The organism is Amycolatopsis sp. NPDC043887 (assembly GCF_056435665.1).
Genome location: NZ_JBWKEB010000008.1, coordinates 281,480 through 295,478, shown reverse-complemented (window position 1 = coordinate 295,478; position 13,999 = coordinate 281,480). Strand labels below are relative to the sequence as shown.

18 protein-coding genes are annotated in these 13,999 nt (G+C 70.7%); 12 read left to right on the top strand and 6 right to left on the bottom strand.

The genetic code is table 11. The features are described 5' to 3' along the window. Window positions 1–20 precede the first annotated feature (20 nt). From AC069H_RS23150 to AC069H_RS23105, 10 genes are all read left to right on the top strand, one after another. Window positions 21–767 carry a pyrimidine reductase family protein gene (locus tag AC069H_RS23150; RefSeq protein WP_478233787.1) on the top strand — a complete coding sequence of 249 codons (747 nt, stop codon included), beginning with the start codon at window positions 21–23 and terminating at the stop codon, window positions 765–767. Further along, window positions 764–1,321 (top strand): RNA polymerase sigma factor, encoded by a 558-nt coding sequence (locus AC069H_RS23145; RefSeq protein ID WP_478233786.1) that lies wholly within the window; start codon window positions 764–766, stop codon window positions 1,319–1,321. The genes AC069H_RS23150 and AC069H_RS23145 overlap by 4 nt, the downstream gene beginning before the upstream one ends. After that, entirely contained in the window at window positions 1,321–1,746 is a 426-nt protein-coding gene (locus AC069H_RS23140) for a hypothetical protein (RefSeq protein WP_478233785.1), read from the top strand. Before AC069H_RS23145 ends, AC069H_RS23140 begins: the two co-directional genes overlap by 1 nt. Before the next feature lie 189 nt (window positions 1,747–1,935). Continuing rightward, window positions 1,936–2,385 carry an Asp23/Gls24 family envelope stress response protein gene (locus AC069H_RS23135; RefSeq protein ID WP_125675157.1) on the top strand — a complete coding sequence of 150 codons (450 nt, stop codon included), beginning with the start codon at window positions 1,936–1,938 and terminating at the stop codon, window positions 2,383–2,385. Next, window positions 2,385–2,561 (top strand): hypothetical protein, encoded by a 177-nt coding sequence (locus tag AC069H_RS23130; RefSeq protein ID WP_005157087.1) that lies wholly within the window; start codon window positions 2,385–2,387, stop codon window positions 2,559–2,561. Before AC069H_RS23135 ends, AC069H_RS23130 begins: the two co-directional genes overlap by 1 nt. After that, on the top strand, window positions 2,558–2,914 hold the full coding sequence (locus AC069H_RS23125; protein ID WP_478227877.1) for an Asp23/Gls24 family envelope stress response protein: 357 nt from the start codon (window positions 2,558–2,560) through the stop codon (window positions 2,912–2,914). The genes AC069H_RS23130 and AC069H_RS23125 overlap by 4 nt, the downstream gene beginning before the upstream one ends. Before the next feature lie 14 nt (window positions 2,915–2,928). Further along, a complete protein-coding gene (locus tag AC069H_RS23120) occupies window positions 2,929–3,465 on the top strand; it encodes a DUF6286 domain-containing protein (protein WP_478233784.1) in 537 nt (178 codons plus the stop codon). Next, entirely contained in the window at window positions 3,462–4,049 is a 588-nt protein-coding gene (gene amaP / locus AC069H_RS23115; RefSeq protein WP_478227875.1) for an alkaline shock response membrane anchor protein AmaP, read from the top strand. Before AC069H_RS23120 ends, amaP begins: the two co-directional genes overlap by 4 nt. Window positions 4,050–4,077: 28 nt before the next feature. Further along, entirely contained in the window at window positions 4,078–5,157 is a 1,080-nt protein-coding gene (locus AC069H_RS23110) for an ATP-dependent DNA ligase (RefSeq protein ID WP_478233783.1), read from the top strand. A 71-nt stretch (window positions 5,158–5,228) separates the two neighbouring features. Further along, complete coding sequence (locus AC069H_RS23105; protein WP_478233782.1) at window positions 5,229–6,794, top strand: alpha/beta hydrolase; 1,566 nt, start codon at window positions 5,229–5,231, stop codon at window positions 6,792–6,794. 148 nt (window positions 6,795–6,942) lie between these two features. Here AC069H_RS23105 and AC069H_RS23100 read toward each other — a convergent pair whose 3' ends face one another. After that, window positions 6,943–7,185, bottom strand: coding sequence for a DUF2630 family protein (locus AC069H_RS23100; protein WP_478233781.1), 243 nt, complete (start codon window positions 7,183–7,185; stop codon window positions 6,943–6,945). Between the two features lie 90 nt (window positions 7,186–7,275). Between AC069H_RS23100 and AC069H_RS23095 the strand changes: the two genes are divergently transcribed. Continuing rightward, window positions 7,276–7,632: a thioredoxin family protein gene (locus AC069H_RS23095; RefSeq protein ID WP_020637318.1), complete on the top strand. Its 357-nt coding sequence runs from the start codon at window positions 7,276–7,278 to the stop codon at window positions 7,630–7,632. A gap of 87 nt (window positions 7,633–7,719) precedes the next feature. Here the strand turns inward: AC069H_RS23095 and AC069H_RS23090 are convergent, their stop codons facing one another. Further along, window positions 7,720–8,649 carry a proline dehydrogenase family protein gene (locus AC069H_RS23090; RefSeq protein ID WP_478233780.1) on the bottom strand — a complete coding sequence of 310 codons (930 nt, stop codon included), beginning with the start codon at window positions 8,647–8,649 and terminating at the stop codon, window positions 7,720–7,722. Window positions 8,650–8,667: 18 nt separating this feature from the next. After that, window positions 8,668–10,296 (bottom strand): L-glutamate gamma-semialdehyde dehydrogenase, encoded by a 1,629-nt coding sequence (gene pruA, locus AC069H_RS23085; protein WP_478233779.1) that lies wholly within the window; start codon window positions 10,294–10,296, stop codon window positions 8,668–8,670. Between the two features lie 128 nt (window positions 10,297–10,424). Here pruA and AC069H_RS23080 point away from each other — a divergent pair, with 128 nt between their 5' ends. After that, complete coding sequence (locus tag AC069H_RS23080; RefSeq protein ID WP_478233864.1) at window positions 10,425–12,017, top strand: PucR family transcriptional regulator; 1,593 nt, start codon at window positions 10,425–10,427, stop codon at window positions 12,015–12,017. A 79-nt stretch (window positions 12,018–12,096) separates the two neighbouring features. Here the strand turns inward: AC069H_RS23080 and AC069H_RS23075 are convergent, their stop codons facing one another. From AC069H_RS23075 to AC069H_RS23065, 3 genes are all read right to left on the bottom strand, one after another. Further along, window positions 12,097–12,333, bottom strand: coding sequence for a S1 RNA-binding domain-containing protein (locus tag AC069H_RS23075; protein ID WP_478233778.1), 237 nt, complete (start codon window positions 12,331–12,333; stop codon window positions 12,097–12,099). Window positions 12,334–12,488: 155 nt separating this feature from the next. Continuing rightward, window positions 12,489–13,529 carry an LLM class flavin-dependent oxidoreductase gene (locus AC069H_RS23070; protein WP_478233777.1) on the bottom strand — a complete coding sequence of 347 codons (1,041 nt, stop codon included), beginning with the start codon at window positions 13,527–13,529 and terminating at the stop codon, window positions 12,489–12,491. A 7-nt stretch (window positions 13,530–13,536) separates the two neighbouring features. Beyond that, window positions 13,537–13,929 (bottom strand): DUF6221 family protein, encoded by a 393-nt coding sequence (locus AC069H_RS23065; RefSeq protein WP_478233776.1) that lies wholly within the window; start codon window positions 13,927–13,929, stop codon window positions 13,537–13,539. Between the last annotated feature and the right edge of the window lie 70 nt (window positions 13,930–13,999).

The following is a 13,999-nucleotide window of genomic DNA, read 5'->3' as shown; positions in this document are numbered from 1 at the left end:
GCGCGTGCTGGGATGTTCGTGTGCAGCTTCTGTGGCCAACGACACCGGCGGAACCCGTCTCCGACACCGACCTCGAACGGCTCTATGGGTATCCGGAAGACCTGAACCGTCCCTGGGTCCAGGTCAACTTCGTCAGCTCCGCGGACGGCGCGGCGGCGGTCGACGAGCTGTCCGAGGGGCTTTCCCACCCCGCCGACAAGCGGATCTTCCTGATGGGACGGCTGCTCTCCGACGTGATCCTGGTCGGTGCGGGCACGGCGCGCGCCGAGGGCTATCGCGGCGCGCGCGTCACTCCCGAACGCGCCGCCCGCCGGGTCGCGCTCGGTCTGTCCGAGGTCCCGCCGATCGCGGTGGTGACCCGTTCCGGTGATCTCGACCCCGAGGGCCCGTTGTTCACCGACACCAAGGTCCCGCCGATCGTCATCACCACCGAGAAGGCGCCTCGCGCCGAGTTGGAGCGCGCGGGTGCCGTCGTGCTCGTCGCGGGGACCGCCGACGTCGACCTCCACCGGGCGCTCGCGCTGCTGGGCGAGCGCGGCCTGCGCCGTGTCGACTGCGAGGGCGGTCCGGCGCTGTTCGCCGACCTGATCACCGCCGACCTCGTCGACCAGCTGTGCCTCACCGTCGCCCCGCTGCTGGCGGGAGCGGGCGAGAGCCGGATCGCGCGCGGCCGTCCGGCCCCGGAACCGCGGCGGATGGCTCTCGCGTCCGTGCTCGTCGAAGACGGCTTCACCATGCTGCGCTATCGCCGACGGGAGGGCGGGTGAGCGAGGCCGCGCCGGTTCCGGACGAGGAACTGGTGGCACTGGCCGCCGCCGGGGACCACGGTGCGTTCGACACCTTGGTCCGGCGGCACACGGCCAGGATGTACCGGGTGGCGCTGCGGATCACCGGCAGCTCGTCCGAGGCCGAGGACGTCGTACAGGAGGCCTGGCTCTCCGCGTGGCGGGCGCTGCCCGGCTTCCGGTTCGAATCCGCGGTGTCGACCTGGCTCTACCGGGTGACGACGAACGGCGCGCTCGGCGCGGTCCGGCGCCGGAAGCCGACCGTGCCGCTCGACGAGGGCGACGCGGGCGTCGTGCCTGGTCCGGAGGGTCACGTGGTGCGCGCCGAGCAGGTCGGCACGGTGCTGCGCGCGATCGCCGAACTGGACGTCGGCCAGCGGATCCCGCTGATTCTGCGAGAATTCGAAGGGTTGACCTACGACGAGGTGGCCGAGGTGCTCGAAGTCAGCGTGCCCGCCCTGCGTGCCCGCCTGCACCGCGCGAGGGTGGCGCTGCTGGCGAAACTCGGCGACAACTTCCGACCCGGGGAACGGTGATGAGCGACGATCCGCGCGACGACCCCCGGTGGCAGCAGGTGCGCGCCGCCGCGAGCCGTCCGGTGCCGACGCCGCCGGGACTGGTCGAACGGGTGCTCCGCTCGGTCGGCGGCGTCCGCGGCAAGCACACCACCGCCCCGCTCGATCTGCCCTCGTCGGGCGGCAAGACCCAGGTGTCGGAACGGGCGCTGGTACTGATGACCAGGAACCTCGCCGCCGAAATCGGCCGGGAGCTCGGCGGAGTGCACGTCGCCGCCGTCGCGTTCGAAGAGGACGTGCTCCAGGTGCTGGTGACGATCCGGTTCGGTGTCGAAGCGGCCGTCGCGGACCTGTTGCGCCACCGGGTCAGCGCGGCTCTGACCGGTCAGCTCGGGTCCGCCCCGCCGACGATCAACGTCCACGTCGTCGACGTCCACCCGGACTGAATCCCGGAACGAAGCCGTGAGTTCGGTGCCGCGACCCCGAAGGTCCACTCACGACCATCCCGGAACTGATTACCCCATCCGGGGGACATCGCGTGACGGCTCGGCATGCGCGCGTGTCCTGGTCGGTGAGAGCGTAGAGACCGTCGCGCGCGCAGGTCGCGCGGCACAGGCCGAGAAGGAGCGAACTTCATGGCGCAGCCGAGCGCGAGCAAGCCCGACACCCCCGTGGCGGGGGCGTCCCTCAACGAGGAAGGAGCCGCCGGCAAGACCACGATCTCGTCGGTCGTGGTTCAGAAGGTGGCGGGTCTCGCCACCCGCGAGGTGACCGGGATCCACGCGCTGGGCGGCGGGGTCTCGCGGGCCTTCGGCGCGATCCGCGAGCGCATTCCCGGTTCCGGCACGGTCACCACGTCCGGCGTCTCGGTCGAGGTCGGCGAGAAGCAGGCGGCCATCGACCTCGACGTGGTCGTCGAGTACGGCGCCCGCATCGTCGACGTCGCGCGGGCGGTGCGCCGCAACGTGATCGGCCAGGTCGAGCAGATCACCGGCCTCGAGGTGATCGAGGTCAACATCGCGGTCAACGACATCCACCTGCCCGACGAGAACGGCGGCGAGACCGAGACCTCGCGGGTCGAGTGATGAACGGGACCCAGACCGGCCTGCTCGCCGGCCTCATCCTCGGCCTCGCCGCGACCCAGGGCTTCACCGCGTTCCTGGTGACGCTGGCCGTCGGCGTCATCGGCCTCGTCCTCGGCCGCGTGCTCGACGGCGAACTCGACCTCGGCGACCTGTTCGGCCGGGGCCGCGACAAATGACCGTCCCGCCCGAACCCGAGGATCGCGGCACCCTCACCATCTCGCCGTCCGTGGTCCGCAAGATCGCGCAGCACGCCGCGGACCAGGTCGACGGGACCACGCGCGCGGAGCGGCGCATCGCCGGGCTCGGGCTCGGGACACACGGCGCGAGCGCGAAGGTCGGCGGTGAGGGCAACGACGTCGACCTCGTGCTCGACGTGGCGCTGAACTATCCGGCGCCGGTGCGGCGGATCGTCGGCGACCTGCGCGCCAGGGTCACCGAGGAGGTCGAGCGGATCACTTCGTACCAGGTGCGGGACATCTCGGTGACGGTCTCCGCGCTCCTGCCCGACATCGCGCCCCGCGTCCGTTAGAAGGAGCAACCGGTATGCGTTTGATCGTCCGCCTGCTGTCGGCCCTGATCGGGCTGGCGCTGGCCGCCTCCGGGGTCCTGCTGGCACTGGAGGTCGGCTGGGGCTGGTGGCGGCCGGGGCGGGGCCCGCTGTTCCTCCCGTGGGACGACTGGCGCGACAGGCTCGCGGAGCAGTCCTGGAACGCTTCCCCGGTCCGGTATCTCGCGATCGCCGTCGCGGTCGTGGGGCTGTTGCTGATCCTGGCGGCGGCCTCGGCCGGGCGGCGTGCCATCCGGCTGACCGATCCGGCGAGCGAGGTCAGTGTGACCACATCACCGCGTTCCCTGGCGAGGCTGGTCGGGGTGACCGTGCGCGCGCAGGACAACGTCGCGGGCGCGAAGGTCACGGCCACCGCCAAGAAGATCCGCGTCCGCGCGACGAGCAGGCTGGAAACCGAAGGCGAGCTGCGGCCGCGGCTGCTGGAGACGGTCTCCGGTCTGCTCGACGACGTCCCGTTGGTGCGGCGGCCGAAGGTCTCGGTCGTCGTCGACTCCCCGAAGGACCGCCGATGACCCGTTCGGTCTCCGCCAAGGCACTCGGCCGGTCCACCGGCACGGAACGGACCCTGACCGTCCTCATCGGACTCCTCGCGCTGCTCGGCGGGGCGGCGGTGCTCGTGGTCGGCGCGGGCTGGCTCGGCGCACACCGCGCCGGACGGCCGCTCGTGGACCCGATCGCCCTCGACTGGCTGTCGCGGCACGCGCTCGCCTCCCGGATCGGCGCGATCGTGCTCGGCGTTCTCCTGCTGTGGCTGGGGCTGTGGTGGTTCTTCCGGTCGCTGCGCCCGGAAGGCCGTCCGGACCTCGAACTCGACGACGACCTCGTGGTGACCTCCTCGGCCATCTCCGAGGCCGTCCGCGCCGACGCGGAGACGGTGGACGGGGTCGGGCGCGCCCGGGTCCGCGCGGTCGGCGACAAGGAGAATCCGGCGTTGCGGATCACGCTCTGGCTCGCCGAGGGCACCGACCTGAAACGGGTCTGGGAGCAGCTCGACAGCACGGTGCTGGCCCGCGCGCGGGAGTCGCTCGGGGTGGAAGTGCTGCCGACGGCCGTCCGGATCGAACTCGACACGGCAGCACCGCAGCGGGTGCGCTGACCGGCTACTTGTGGCAAGAATGGCCGTCATGTCGCTTCCCCTGACTCCGCCGGTCAAACCGATGCTCGCCAAACCGGCGAAGGCGATCCCCGATTCCGGCGGGCTGCTGTTCGAGCCGAAATGGGACGGGTACCGCTGCCTGGTGTTCCGCGACGGTGACGAGCTGACCTTGCAGTCGCGGTCGGAGAAGCCGCTCAACCGGTACTTTCCCGAGGTCGTCGAGCGGTTGAAGGCGGCACTGCCCGAGCGGATCGTGCTGGACGGCGAACTGGTCGTCGCCAGGGACGGGAAGCTGGACTTCGACGCGCTCACCGACCGGGTCCACCCCGCCGAAAGCCGTATCAAGCTGCTGGCGGAGCAGACCCCGGCGGAGTTCGTCGCCTTCGACCTGCTGGCGCTGGGCGACGAGTCCTTTCTGGACGAACCGACGTCGACGCGGCGGGAGCGGCTGGAGAAACTGGCCTCCGACGGCGTCCATCTGACTCCGGCCACTTCGGATCCGGCGATCGCGCGGCACTGGTTCGCGCTGTTCGAGGGCGCGGGGCTCGACGGTGTCATCGGCAAGCCGCTCGACGAGCCGTACACGCCCGGCAAACGGGTGCTGCTGAAGTACAAGCACTCGCGCACCGCCGACTGCGTGCTCGCCGGGCTGCGCTGGCACGTCGACGGCGAACCGGGCGAGATGGTCGGCTCGTTCCTGCTCGGGCTCTACGACGACGACGGCGTGCTGCACCACCCCGGTGTCGTCGGGTCGTTCCCGGTCACCCGGCGGCGTGAGCTGGCCGAAGAGCTGGCACCGCTGATCACCGACGGGACCGATCACCCCTGGCTGGGCGACAACGTGCGCGAGAACCAGCGGATCCCCGGCGGGATCACCCGGTGGAAGGCCAAGGAAGCCCCGTGGGTGCCGCTGAAGCTGGAGAAGGTGGTCGAGGTCGGCTACGAGCACACGGAGGCCGGATTTCCGTCGCGGTTCCGGCACACCGCGCAGTTCAAACGCTGGCGCCCCGACCGCGAGCCGTCCTCCTGCACCTATGCCCAGCTCGAGGAGGTCGCCCGCTACGACCTGGACGCGGTGTTCCGCGGCGAGGTGAAACGCACCCGCTAACCGAGGTCAAACACTCGACCTGCGAAGCTCACCCCGAGCTTTTGTCATGCCCGGAAAGTGAGGACCAGCCCGTGCGCCCCGCCAGCACCGTCCGCCGCAGGCCACGGCTGTTCCTGATGACCACCGTGGTGACGGCCGTGCTCGCGGGCTGCACGGCCGGGCCGTCGGTGCGGCCGGCGGTGATCGACAACGACGGCAAGCCGAATCCCGGCGGCCCGACGACGGCCCAGCAGGTGCCGCTGCCGCCGCTCGCCGAACCGCGGTCGCCGTCGATCAAATGGGAGGACTGCGACGAAGCGACCCGGCAACGGCTGGGCCGGCCTTCCGTGCCGGACACACTGAAGTTCTCCTGCGCCAGGGTGCCCACCACGCTCGACGCGCCGGACCTGCCGGGTCGCGGGCTCTCGCGGCTTTCGGTGGTCAAGACCGGGGGCGGGCCGATCCCGCTCGTCGTGGTCAACGACGTCGACGGCGAGCCGGGGTCGCTGTACGCCGCGCGGCTGGCCGCGACGCTGCCGCCCGAGTTCCTGCAGAAGTTCTCGCTGATCGGCGTGGACCGGCGCGGGACGGGGACGTCCATGCCGGTGCAGTGCATCCCGGCGGAGATCCGCACCGACCTGCTCGGCGCCGATCCGGCCGCCCCCGACCTCGAAGGCGTCGTCGACGCGGCACGCCGGGCGGGACAGCAGTGCGCCATCGAACTGGACGACTCGCAGGTCGCGATGGACAGCTGGCGGGCGGCGGGCGACCTCGAAGAACTCCGCGAGCAACTGGGGCTGGACAAGCTGCACGCGCTGGGCCGCGGCGACGGTTCGAAGGTCCTCGCCGAATACGCCGTACGGTTCCCCGCCCAGGTCGGCCGGGTCATGCTCGACGGGCTGCCCGACCCCGCCCCCGACGCGGCCGCCACGCAGGAAGGCGTCGCCGCGAGCGCGCAGGCGACCCTCGACGCGTTCGGCGCCGACTGCATCGCGAGGGGCTGCCCGATCGGCGACGCCGGCTCGGCCGTGACCGCCGTCGCGGACCGGCTCCGGTCGGCGTCCGCGACGACCACCGACGGCGAGCAGATCACCCCGGGGATCGCGCTGTACGCCATCTACTCCGGGCTCGCGCAGCGCTCGCGCTGGGTGGAACTCGCCGAGGCGCTCAAGACCGCGCAGACCGGCGACGTCACGCCGCTGGCCGCGTTCGCCGAGCCCGTGCTGAAGGACACCAAGGCGCGGCCTTCGCGGCTGGACGGCACGCTCGCGACCAAATGCAACGACAGCGCGACCCGGCTCTCGGCCGAGGAACTCACGCGCGCGACCACGACCCTGCGCGACAAGTACCCGCAGTTCGGTGTCTTCGCCGCGCAACAGCTGGCCTGGTGCAGCCCGTGGCCCGTACGCCGCGAACCGCTCCCGCCCGCGGGAGCGCCGGGCGCCCCGCCGATGCTCGTCGCGGGCACCGCGACCGACCCGGTCACGCCGGAGCAGGGCACCGGCCGAGCGGCCGACCAGATGCCGAGCGCGGTGACGATCACCTGGCAGGGTGCCGGGCACGGCGCGCTGAGCCTCTCGCCGTGTGTCGCGGACGCGACGCGAGCCTTCCTGATCGACGGGAAGATCCCGGTCGACGGGACACTCTGCCCCGCCTGAGCCGCTCCGGGTCCGCTGCTCACGGTACCCAGCCACCTCCGGCGCCCCCGCCCGCGCGTGAGATGAAGGACGCTTTCATGGCGAAATTTGCTATGAAAGGCCCCTTCATTGCACGCGCGCGAGGCGTCGGCCAGAGCGCGAGAAAGACCTACTGCCGGTAAGACTCCACCTCGGAGATCGGCCGCGCCGTTGCCTGGTCCGGGTCTTCGTCGAACTCCACGCGCGCCCGCCGATGCCGCAGCAGGTCCCAGCACTGGTCCAGCTGCTGTTCCACACTCGCGAGCCTGGACCGATCGTCCGAGCTCAGCCCGGTGCCGATCGCCCGCGAACGGAGCTCGTGCTCCTCGCTGACCAGCTCGTCGATCCGGCTGAGGATGTCCCCGTCGGCCATGTGCGCCTCCTGCGAAACGTGGGCTGCTCCATCCGAGACGCTACGCGCACTCGCGGGAATGCGCGTCCCACCCGATTCGTTACGCGGGGCATGAGCACTGTGGAGCTGACCGCCGCCAACTTCGACCAGGTCGTGTCGGAGAACGACTTCGTGATCATCGACTTCTGGGCCGGCTGGTGCATGCCGTGCCGCCAGTTCGCACCGACTTACGAGAAGGTGTCGGGCAACCATGACGACATCGTCTTCGCGAGCGTCGACACCGAGGCCGAGCAGCAGCTGGCCGCGGCCTTCGACGTGCGTTCGATCCCCACGCTCGCGGTGATCCGCGACAAGACGGTCATCTACGCGCAGCCGGGCGCGCTCCCGGAGAAGACGCTGGAAGACCTCATCCAGCAGGCGCGCGACATCGACATGGACAAGCTCAAGGAAGAGGCCCAGGAGGCCTGACGCGTATGGAGAAGGGGCCCTTCCCGGCGGGTTTCGCCGGGAAGGGCCCCTTTGTCTTTCAGCGGACCAGTGCCACCGGTGACCGGGTCAGCCCCGGGTGGCGAGTCCGCGCAGGAAGAACGCCAGGTTCGCCGGGCGTTCCGCCAGCCTGCGCATGAAATAGCCGTACCATTCGTCGCCGTAGGGGACGTAGACGCGCATCGTCTTGCCGTCGCCCGCGATTCGGCGCTGCTCTTCGGGACGGATCCCGTACAGCATCTGGAATTCGTGGTCGTCCGCCTTGCGGCCCGCGTCGGCCGCGAGCTTCTCGGCGATCGCGATCATCCGCGGGTCGTGCGAGGCGACCATCGGATAACCCTTGCCCTGCATGAGGATCTTCAGGCAGCGCACGTAGGATTTGTCCACTTCGGACTTGTCCTGGAACGCGACCTCCTCGGGTTCGGCGTACGCGCCCTTGCACAGCCGGACGCGGGAACCCTCGGTCGCCAGGTCGCGGCAGTCCTGCTCGGTGCGCCGCAGGTAGGCCTGCAGCACCGCGCCGACCCACGGGTACTCGGTGCGCAGCTCCTTGAGGATGCCCAGCGTCGAGTCGGTGGTGGTGTGGTCCTCCATGTCGAGGGTCACCGTGGCACCGACCGCCTCGGCCGCCGCGCAGATCTTGCGGGCGTTCTCCAGCGCGACCTTCTCACCGTCGGCCGGCAGGAACTGCCCGACGGCCGACAGCTTCACCGAGACGTCCGCGCCGAACGCGAGGCCGTCGGCCGCCAGCGCGGTCAGCAGTTCCTCGTAGGCGCGGACGGTCGTCGCGGCCTGCTCGGCGTCGGTGGTGTCCTCGCCGAGGTGGTCGAGGGTGACCCGGAGGCCGTCGTCGGCCAGTTCGCGGACCACCCTGGCGGCGTCGGGCGTCTTCGAACCGGCGACGAACCGGCCTACCACCGATCGGGTGGCGGGGACGATCTCGACCAGCTTGCGCATCCGCTGGGATCGAGCGGCGGCGAGCAACGGGGCACGCAACATCACGGACTCCTGGAGAACTCAGCCCTGGTGGGGGTAGCGGACGCTGGTGGGCGGAACGAAGGTCTCCTTGACCGAGCGCGGGCTCGTCCAGCGGAGCAGGTTGAACACCGAACCGGCCTTGTCGTTGGTGCCGGACGCGCGCCCGCCGCCGAAGGGCTGCTGGCCGACGACCGCGCCGGTCGGCTTGTCGTTGACGTAGAAGTTGCCGGCGGCGAAGCGCAGCGCCTCGGACGCCTTCGCGACGGCCGTGCGGTCGTTCGCGATGACCGCGCCGGTGAGCGCGTAGTCGGCGGTCTCGTCGACCAGCTTCAAGACGTTGTCGAAGTCCTCGTCCTCGTAGACGTGCAGCGCGAGGATCGGGCCGAAGTACTCGGTGCGGAAGATCTCGTGGTTCGGGTTGTCCGACACCAGGATCGTCGGGCGCACGAAGTAGCCGACGCTGTCGTCGGCGGTACCACCGGCGATGACCTCGATCTCGGCGTCCTCGGCGGCGCTCTTCAGCACGGCGGCGTGCTTGTCGAAGGCGCGGCGGTCGATCACGGCGCCACCGAAGTTGTCCAGGTCGGTGACGTCGCCGTAGGTGATGGCCTCGGTCTCGGAGACCAGCTCGTCCCTCATGCTCGCCCAGAGCGAACGCGGGACGTAGGCGCGGGACGCGGCCGAGCACTTCTGGCCCTGGTACTCGAAGGCGCCGCGGATCAGCGCGGTGCGCAGGACGTCCACGTCGGCGGAGGCGTGCGCGAGCACGAAGTCCTTGCCGCCGGTCTCGCCGACCAGGCGCGGGTACGTGCGGTAGCCGGAGATGTTGGCGCCGACGGTGGCCCACAGGTGCTGGAAGGTCGCGGTGGAACCGGTGAAGTGGATACCGGCCAGGTCGCGGTGGGTCAGGGCGACCTCGGAGACGGCCTTGCCGTCACCCGGAAGCAGGTTGATGACGCCCGGCGGCATGCCCGCCTCTTCGAGCAGCCGCATCAGCATGTGCGCGGCGTAGCTCTGCGTCGGCGACGGCTTCCACAGCACGACGTTGCCCATCAGCGCGGGCGCGGTCGGCAGGTTGCCGGAGATCGCGGTGAAGTTGAACGGGGTGATGGCGTACACGAAGCCCTCGAGCGGGCGGTGCTCCATCCGGTTCCAGATACCGGGCGAGCTGACCGGCTGCTCGGCGAGGATCTGACGGCCGAAGGCGACGTTGAAACGCCAGAAGTCGATCAGCTCGCAGGCGGAGTCGATCTCGGCCTGGAAGGCGGTCTTCGACTGGCCGAGCATGGTGGCGGCGTTCAGCTTGGCGCGCCACGGGCCCGCCAGCAGGTCGGCGGCACGCAGGATGATCGCGGCGCGATCGTCGAAGGACAGCGCGCGCCAGCCGGGGGCGGCGGCCTTGGCCGCGGCGATCGCGTCGCGGGTGTCCTCCGCGGTCGCGCTGTGGATGACGCCCAGCACCGCCTTGTGGTTGTGCGGCTGGACGACCTCGATCTTCTCGCCGCCGCCCTTGCGCTGCTCACCACCGATCGTCGCGGTGATGTCGATGGGGCCGGCGTTGCCCAGCAACTTGAGCGCGCCCTCGAGTTCAGCGCGCTCAGCGCTGCCCGGTGCGTAATTCAGCACCGGCTCGTTCTTCGGGGCGGGGGTCTGGGTCACGGCGTCCACTGACTGCTCCTGACTGCACTTCGCCGGGTAGGGGTCTCATCCCGAACGGTAGACCTGACAGCTCCACGACGGCTTGTTCGACTGACTAGAATCAGGGTGACCATCTTGTCCGATCGGCTTAATCGGTGATCAAGACGACTGCTCAGACGACCCCCGGCGCTTCCCTGCGACACATCCTCGCCACGCTCGGGGAACCGCTGGTCAGGGTGCTCGCGGCCCCGGGCGGGCTCGGCGTCGGAGTGGAGGACGTCGTCATCCACGATCCGGAGGATCCGCCCGACGCCCATCCGGGTGACCTCGTCCTGGTGATCGGCGCTCGCGGACGCTCCGCCGCGGGCGCGATCCGGGCGGCGGGACGGTCCGGCGCGGCCGCCGTCGCGGTCAAGAACGGCATGGCCGTCGTGAACGTCGCGACCGACGCGGGGATCGCGCTGATCGAGGTCGGCCACGAGGCACGCTGGGAGCAGGTCGAAGCCCTGGCCAGGGGCGTGGTCGACGCGGCTCGCGCGGGTGGCGAGGCGGACAGCGGCGAAGTGCTGGGTGATCTGTTCTCGCTCGCGCAGACCATCGCGACGTTGACGGGCGGCCTGGTCAGCATCGAGGACACCGCGAGCCGGGTGCTGGCCTATTCGCGGGCGGGCGACGAGGTGGACGAGCTGCGCAGGCTCTCGATCCTCGGCCGTGAAGGCCCGGAACGCTACCTCGCGATGCTGCGCAAATGGGGCGTCTACCAGCGTCTTCGCGCCGGTGAGGGCATTGTCCGCATCGACGAGCGCCCCGATCTCGGCATCCGGCGGCGGATCGCGGCCGGGATCCACGCCGGATCGCAGCCGCTGGGCACGATCTGGGTCCAGGAGGGCGCGCATCCGCTCACCGAAAGCGCGGAGGTCGCCCTGCTCGGCGCCAGCCGCGCGCTCGCGCCGCAGCTGATCCGGCATCGGACGCTGCCCAGCCCGGAACTCCGGCTGCGCGAGGATCTGCTGGCCGGGCTGCTCGACGGCCGCCTCGACGCCGAGTCCGTCGCCGACGACATCGGCGCGGATCCCGGGAAACCGGCCATGGTGCTGGCCTTCTCGCTCCCCCGCGACCGGGCCGCGACGGACCGGCAGCTCCGGCGCGCGGAGCTGGTGCACCTGATCACCGTGCACACCGCCGCGTACCGGCGGAGCGCGCTGGTGAGCGTGATCGGCGGCCGGGTCTACGCGCTCCTTCCCGACCTCCCCGAGCACGCCGAACCGCGGATCCTGACGCTGGCCAAGGAAATCGCCGGTACCGCCCAACGGCATCTCGACGTCCGGGTGCGCGCGGCGCTGGGCGGTGTGGTCCCCAGTCTTTCCGACGCGGCGGCCTCGCGCGGCGACGCGGACCGCGTGCTGGCCACGATGGCGCGCGGGCACGGGACCGCGGACGTCGCCTCACTGGCCGACGTCCGCGCCGAGGTCCTGCTCTCGGAAGTGCTCGCGTTCCTCGGTGAGCAGCCGAGGATCCGCGATCCGCGGCTGACCGACCTGATCGCCCACGACGCCGAGCACGGCGGCATCCTGGTGCCCGCCGTACTCGCGTACCTCGACGCTTTCGGCGACGTCCGGAAAGCGGCGCGCGAGCTGAACATCCACCCGAACACGGTCCGCTACCGGGTGCGCCGCGCCGGCGAGGTGTGCGGGATCGACCTGGACGACCCCGCGCAACGCATCCTCACCCAGCTTCTGCTGCACCTCTAGCCCTCCACCCGCATTTAGTCCTCTGAATGCGGTACTTGCAGACGCAAAGGACCGCATTCAGAGGACGAAATGCGCCGGGTCAGGCCAGGATCAGGCTGAACCGCCGGTTCTGGACGTCCAGCTTGTCCAGCCGTACCGCGACGGCCGCACCGGCGGTGAGCGGGCCGGTTCCGCCGACGGTCGGCAGCAGCCCCTCCATCCCGTGGGCCACTTCGACGAACGCGCCGAAGGGCAGCACCCGCGTGACGACACCGTCCAGGACGCCGCCATCGGCGTGCGCGGCGACGAACTCGCGCCAGTTTTCGGTGGGAGACATGCGATTCACCTCCTCTCCGCGCATGGTCCACAACAGAAGGACACATACGGGAAGGCGGGCTTCGTGCCCGCGCGGAGATCAAGCGGCGGCCGGGGAACCCGTCCGCTCACGGCACGAGGCCGACCCGGCAGTCATGGCCGTGACACTAGCAAAAGTCAGGAGATGGCGGCCAGGCTGCGAAGCCCGGCGACCTCGGCCAGCGCGCGATAGGAATCCAGCCGCTCCGTCTGGTCGAAAGTACTGGTGGTCACCAGGATCTCGTCGGCTCCGGTCTTGGCGACGAGGTCGGCCAGCCGGTCGCCCACCTCGTCCGGGGTGCCGGCGAGCTGACCGTCGAGCGCCCGGTCCAGCCGTTCCCGGTCGCGGTCCGGCAGCGGCCCGGAGAGGATCTCTTCCACCGGCGACAACGGCGGGAAGACGCCGTGCGTCCGCGAGTAGACCGTCGACCACGCTTCGGGGATCAGCAGCCGCCGGGCCCGTTCGGCCGTCTCGGCGACCGCGATCGCCGTCGACACCACGACGTACGGCCGCGACGCCTGTGCGGACAGGCGGAATCCGGAGCGATAGCCGTCGATGGCTTCGAGCAGCGGACCCTGGCCCCGGACCGGCGCGATCACCAGCGGCAGCCCCAGTTCCGCGGCCAGCCGCGCCCCGGCACCGGTGGCCAGCAGGAACGCGGGCACGCGCAGGCCTTCCGCGGGAATGGCGTGCACACCCGGATAGGTCGTCTGGTCACCCGCGAGGAAGCCCAGCAGCTCGCGAACCTGGTCACCGAAGCGATCGGCATCGTCCTTCTCGTGCCCGAGCGCCTGCCGCACCCCGCCGGTGAACCCGACGGAACGCCCCAGCCCCATGTCGATCCGGCCGGGGAAGAGCGATTCGAGCACGCCGAACTGTTCCGCGACCACGAGGGGCCGGTGGTTCGGCAGCATCACGCCGCCGGTGCCGACCCGGATCCGTTCGGTCGCCGAGGCGACGGCGGCCGCCAGCACCGTGGGCGCCGAACCCGCGACACCGGGCACGCTGTGATGTTCGGACACCCAGAACCGGTGGTAGCCGAGCGCTTCGATGTCCCGCGCGAAGGCGACCGTGTCCCGCAGGGCGCGGGGCGCGCCGCCGCCGCGGCGGGTCGGGGACCGGTCCAGTACCGAAAGCGTGATCACCTTCGGATCAACGCGTCCGGACCCGGCGGGCATTCCCCGTTCAGGGGCGCCAGCGCTCGCTGTAGTCCGGGTGGTCGGCGTGCGGAAGGGCCAGCAGCCGCAGGGTCAGGCACCAGTTCGTCCCGGCCTCGTCGGCGGGCACATGGCATGTCTCGCACCAGTACTCGTTGCCGTACAAGGGGAATCCGGGGACCTTCTCCGAGACCGTGGTGCGGTGTGCCTGCAGGAGCCGCCGGGTCGCTTCGATCTCGTTGATCATCTGATTGACCGTGTCGAGTTCGATGTCGTTGAGCGAACGGATCCTCTTTTCGATGACGACCTTGGTCTCACCACGATTGAGCGATTCGTTGATCTCGGTTTTCTTGACCGCCTGCATGATCAACGCCTGGCGTTGCCCCACACGCGCGGCGAGGAAGGCGATCAGGTCGTCCACGGGTACTCCTTCGTCTCCCCCAGCCTAGTGTTCGGAGGGAAATGTCGCTGGCAGGAAGCCCTGCGTTACG

Excerpts from the sequence above, each read along its gene's own strand:
- AC069H_RS23140 (WP_478233785.1), top strand. The coding sequence starts at position 1,321 with ATGAGCGACGATCCGCGCGACGACCCCCGGTGGCAGCAGGTGCGCGCC.
- AC069H_RS23135 (WP_125675157.1), top strand. The coding sequence starts at position 1,936 with ATGGCGCAGCCGAGCGCGAGCAAGCCCGACACCCCCGTGGCGGGGGCG.
- AC069H_RS23130 (WP_005157087.1), top strand. The coding sequence starts at position 2,385 with ATGAACGGGACCCAGACCGGCCTGCTCGCCGGCCTCATCCTCGGCCTC.
- AC069H_RS23125 (WP_478227877.1), top strand. The coding sequence starts at position 2,558 with ATGACCGTCCCGCCCGAACCCGAGGATCGCGGCACCCTCACCATCTCG.
- AC069H_RS23120 (WP_478233784.1), top strand. The coding sequence starts at position 2,929 with ATGCGTTTGATCGTCCGCCTGCTGTCGGCCCTGATCGGGCTGGCGCTG.
- amaP (WP_478227875.1), top strand. The coding sequence starts at position 3,462 with ATGACCCGTTCGGTCTCCGCCAAGGCACTCGGCCGGTCCACCGGCACG.
- AC069H_RS23110 (WP_478233783.1), top strand. The coding sequence starts at position 4,078 with ATGTCGCTTCCCCTGACTCCGCCGGTCAAACCGATGCTCGCCAAACCG.
- AC069H_RS23100 (WP_478233781.1), bottom strand. The coding sequence starts at position 7,185 with ATGGCCGACGGGGACATCCTCAGCCGGATCGACGAGCTGGTCAGCGAG.
- AC069H_RS23095 (WP_020637318.1), top strand. The coding sequence starts at position 7,276 with ATGAGCACTGTGGAGCTGACCGCCGCCAACTTCGACCAGGTCGTGTCG.
- AC069H_RS23090 (WP_478233780.1), bottom strand. The coding sequence starts at position 8,649 with ATGTTGCGTGCCCCGTTGCTCGCCGCCGCTCGATCCCAGCGGATGCGC.
- AC069H_RS23075 (WP_478233778.1), bottom strand. The coding sequence starts at position 12,333 with ATGTCTCCCACCGAAAACTGGCGCGAGTTCGTCGCCGCGCACGCCGAT.
- AC069H_RS23070 (WP_478233777.1), bottom strand. The coding sequence starts at position 13,529 with ATGCCCGCCGGGTCCGGACGCGTTGATCCGAAGGTGATCACGCTTTCG.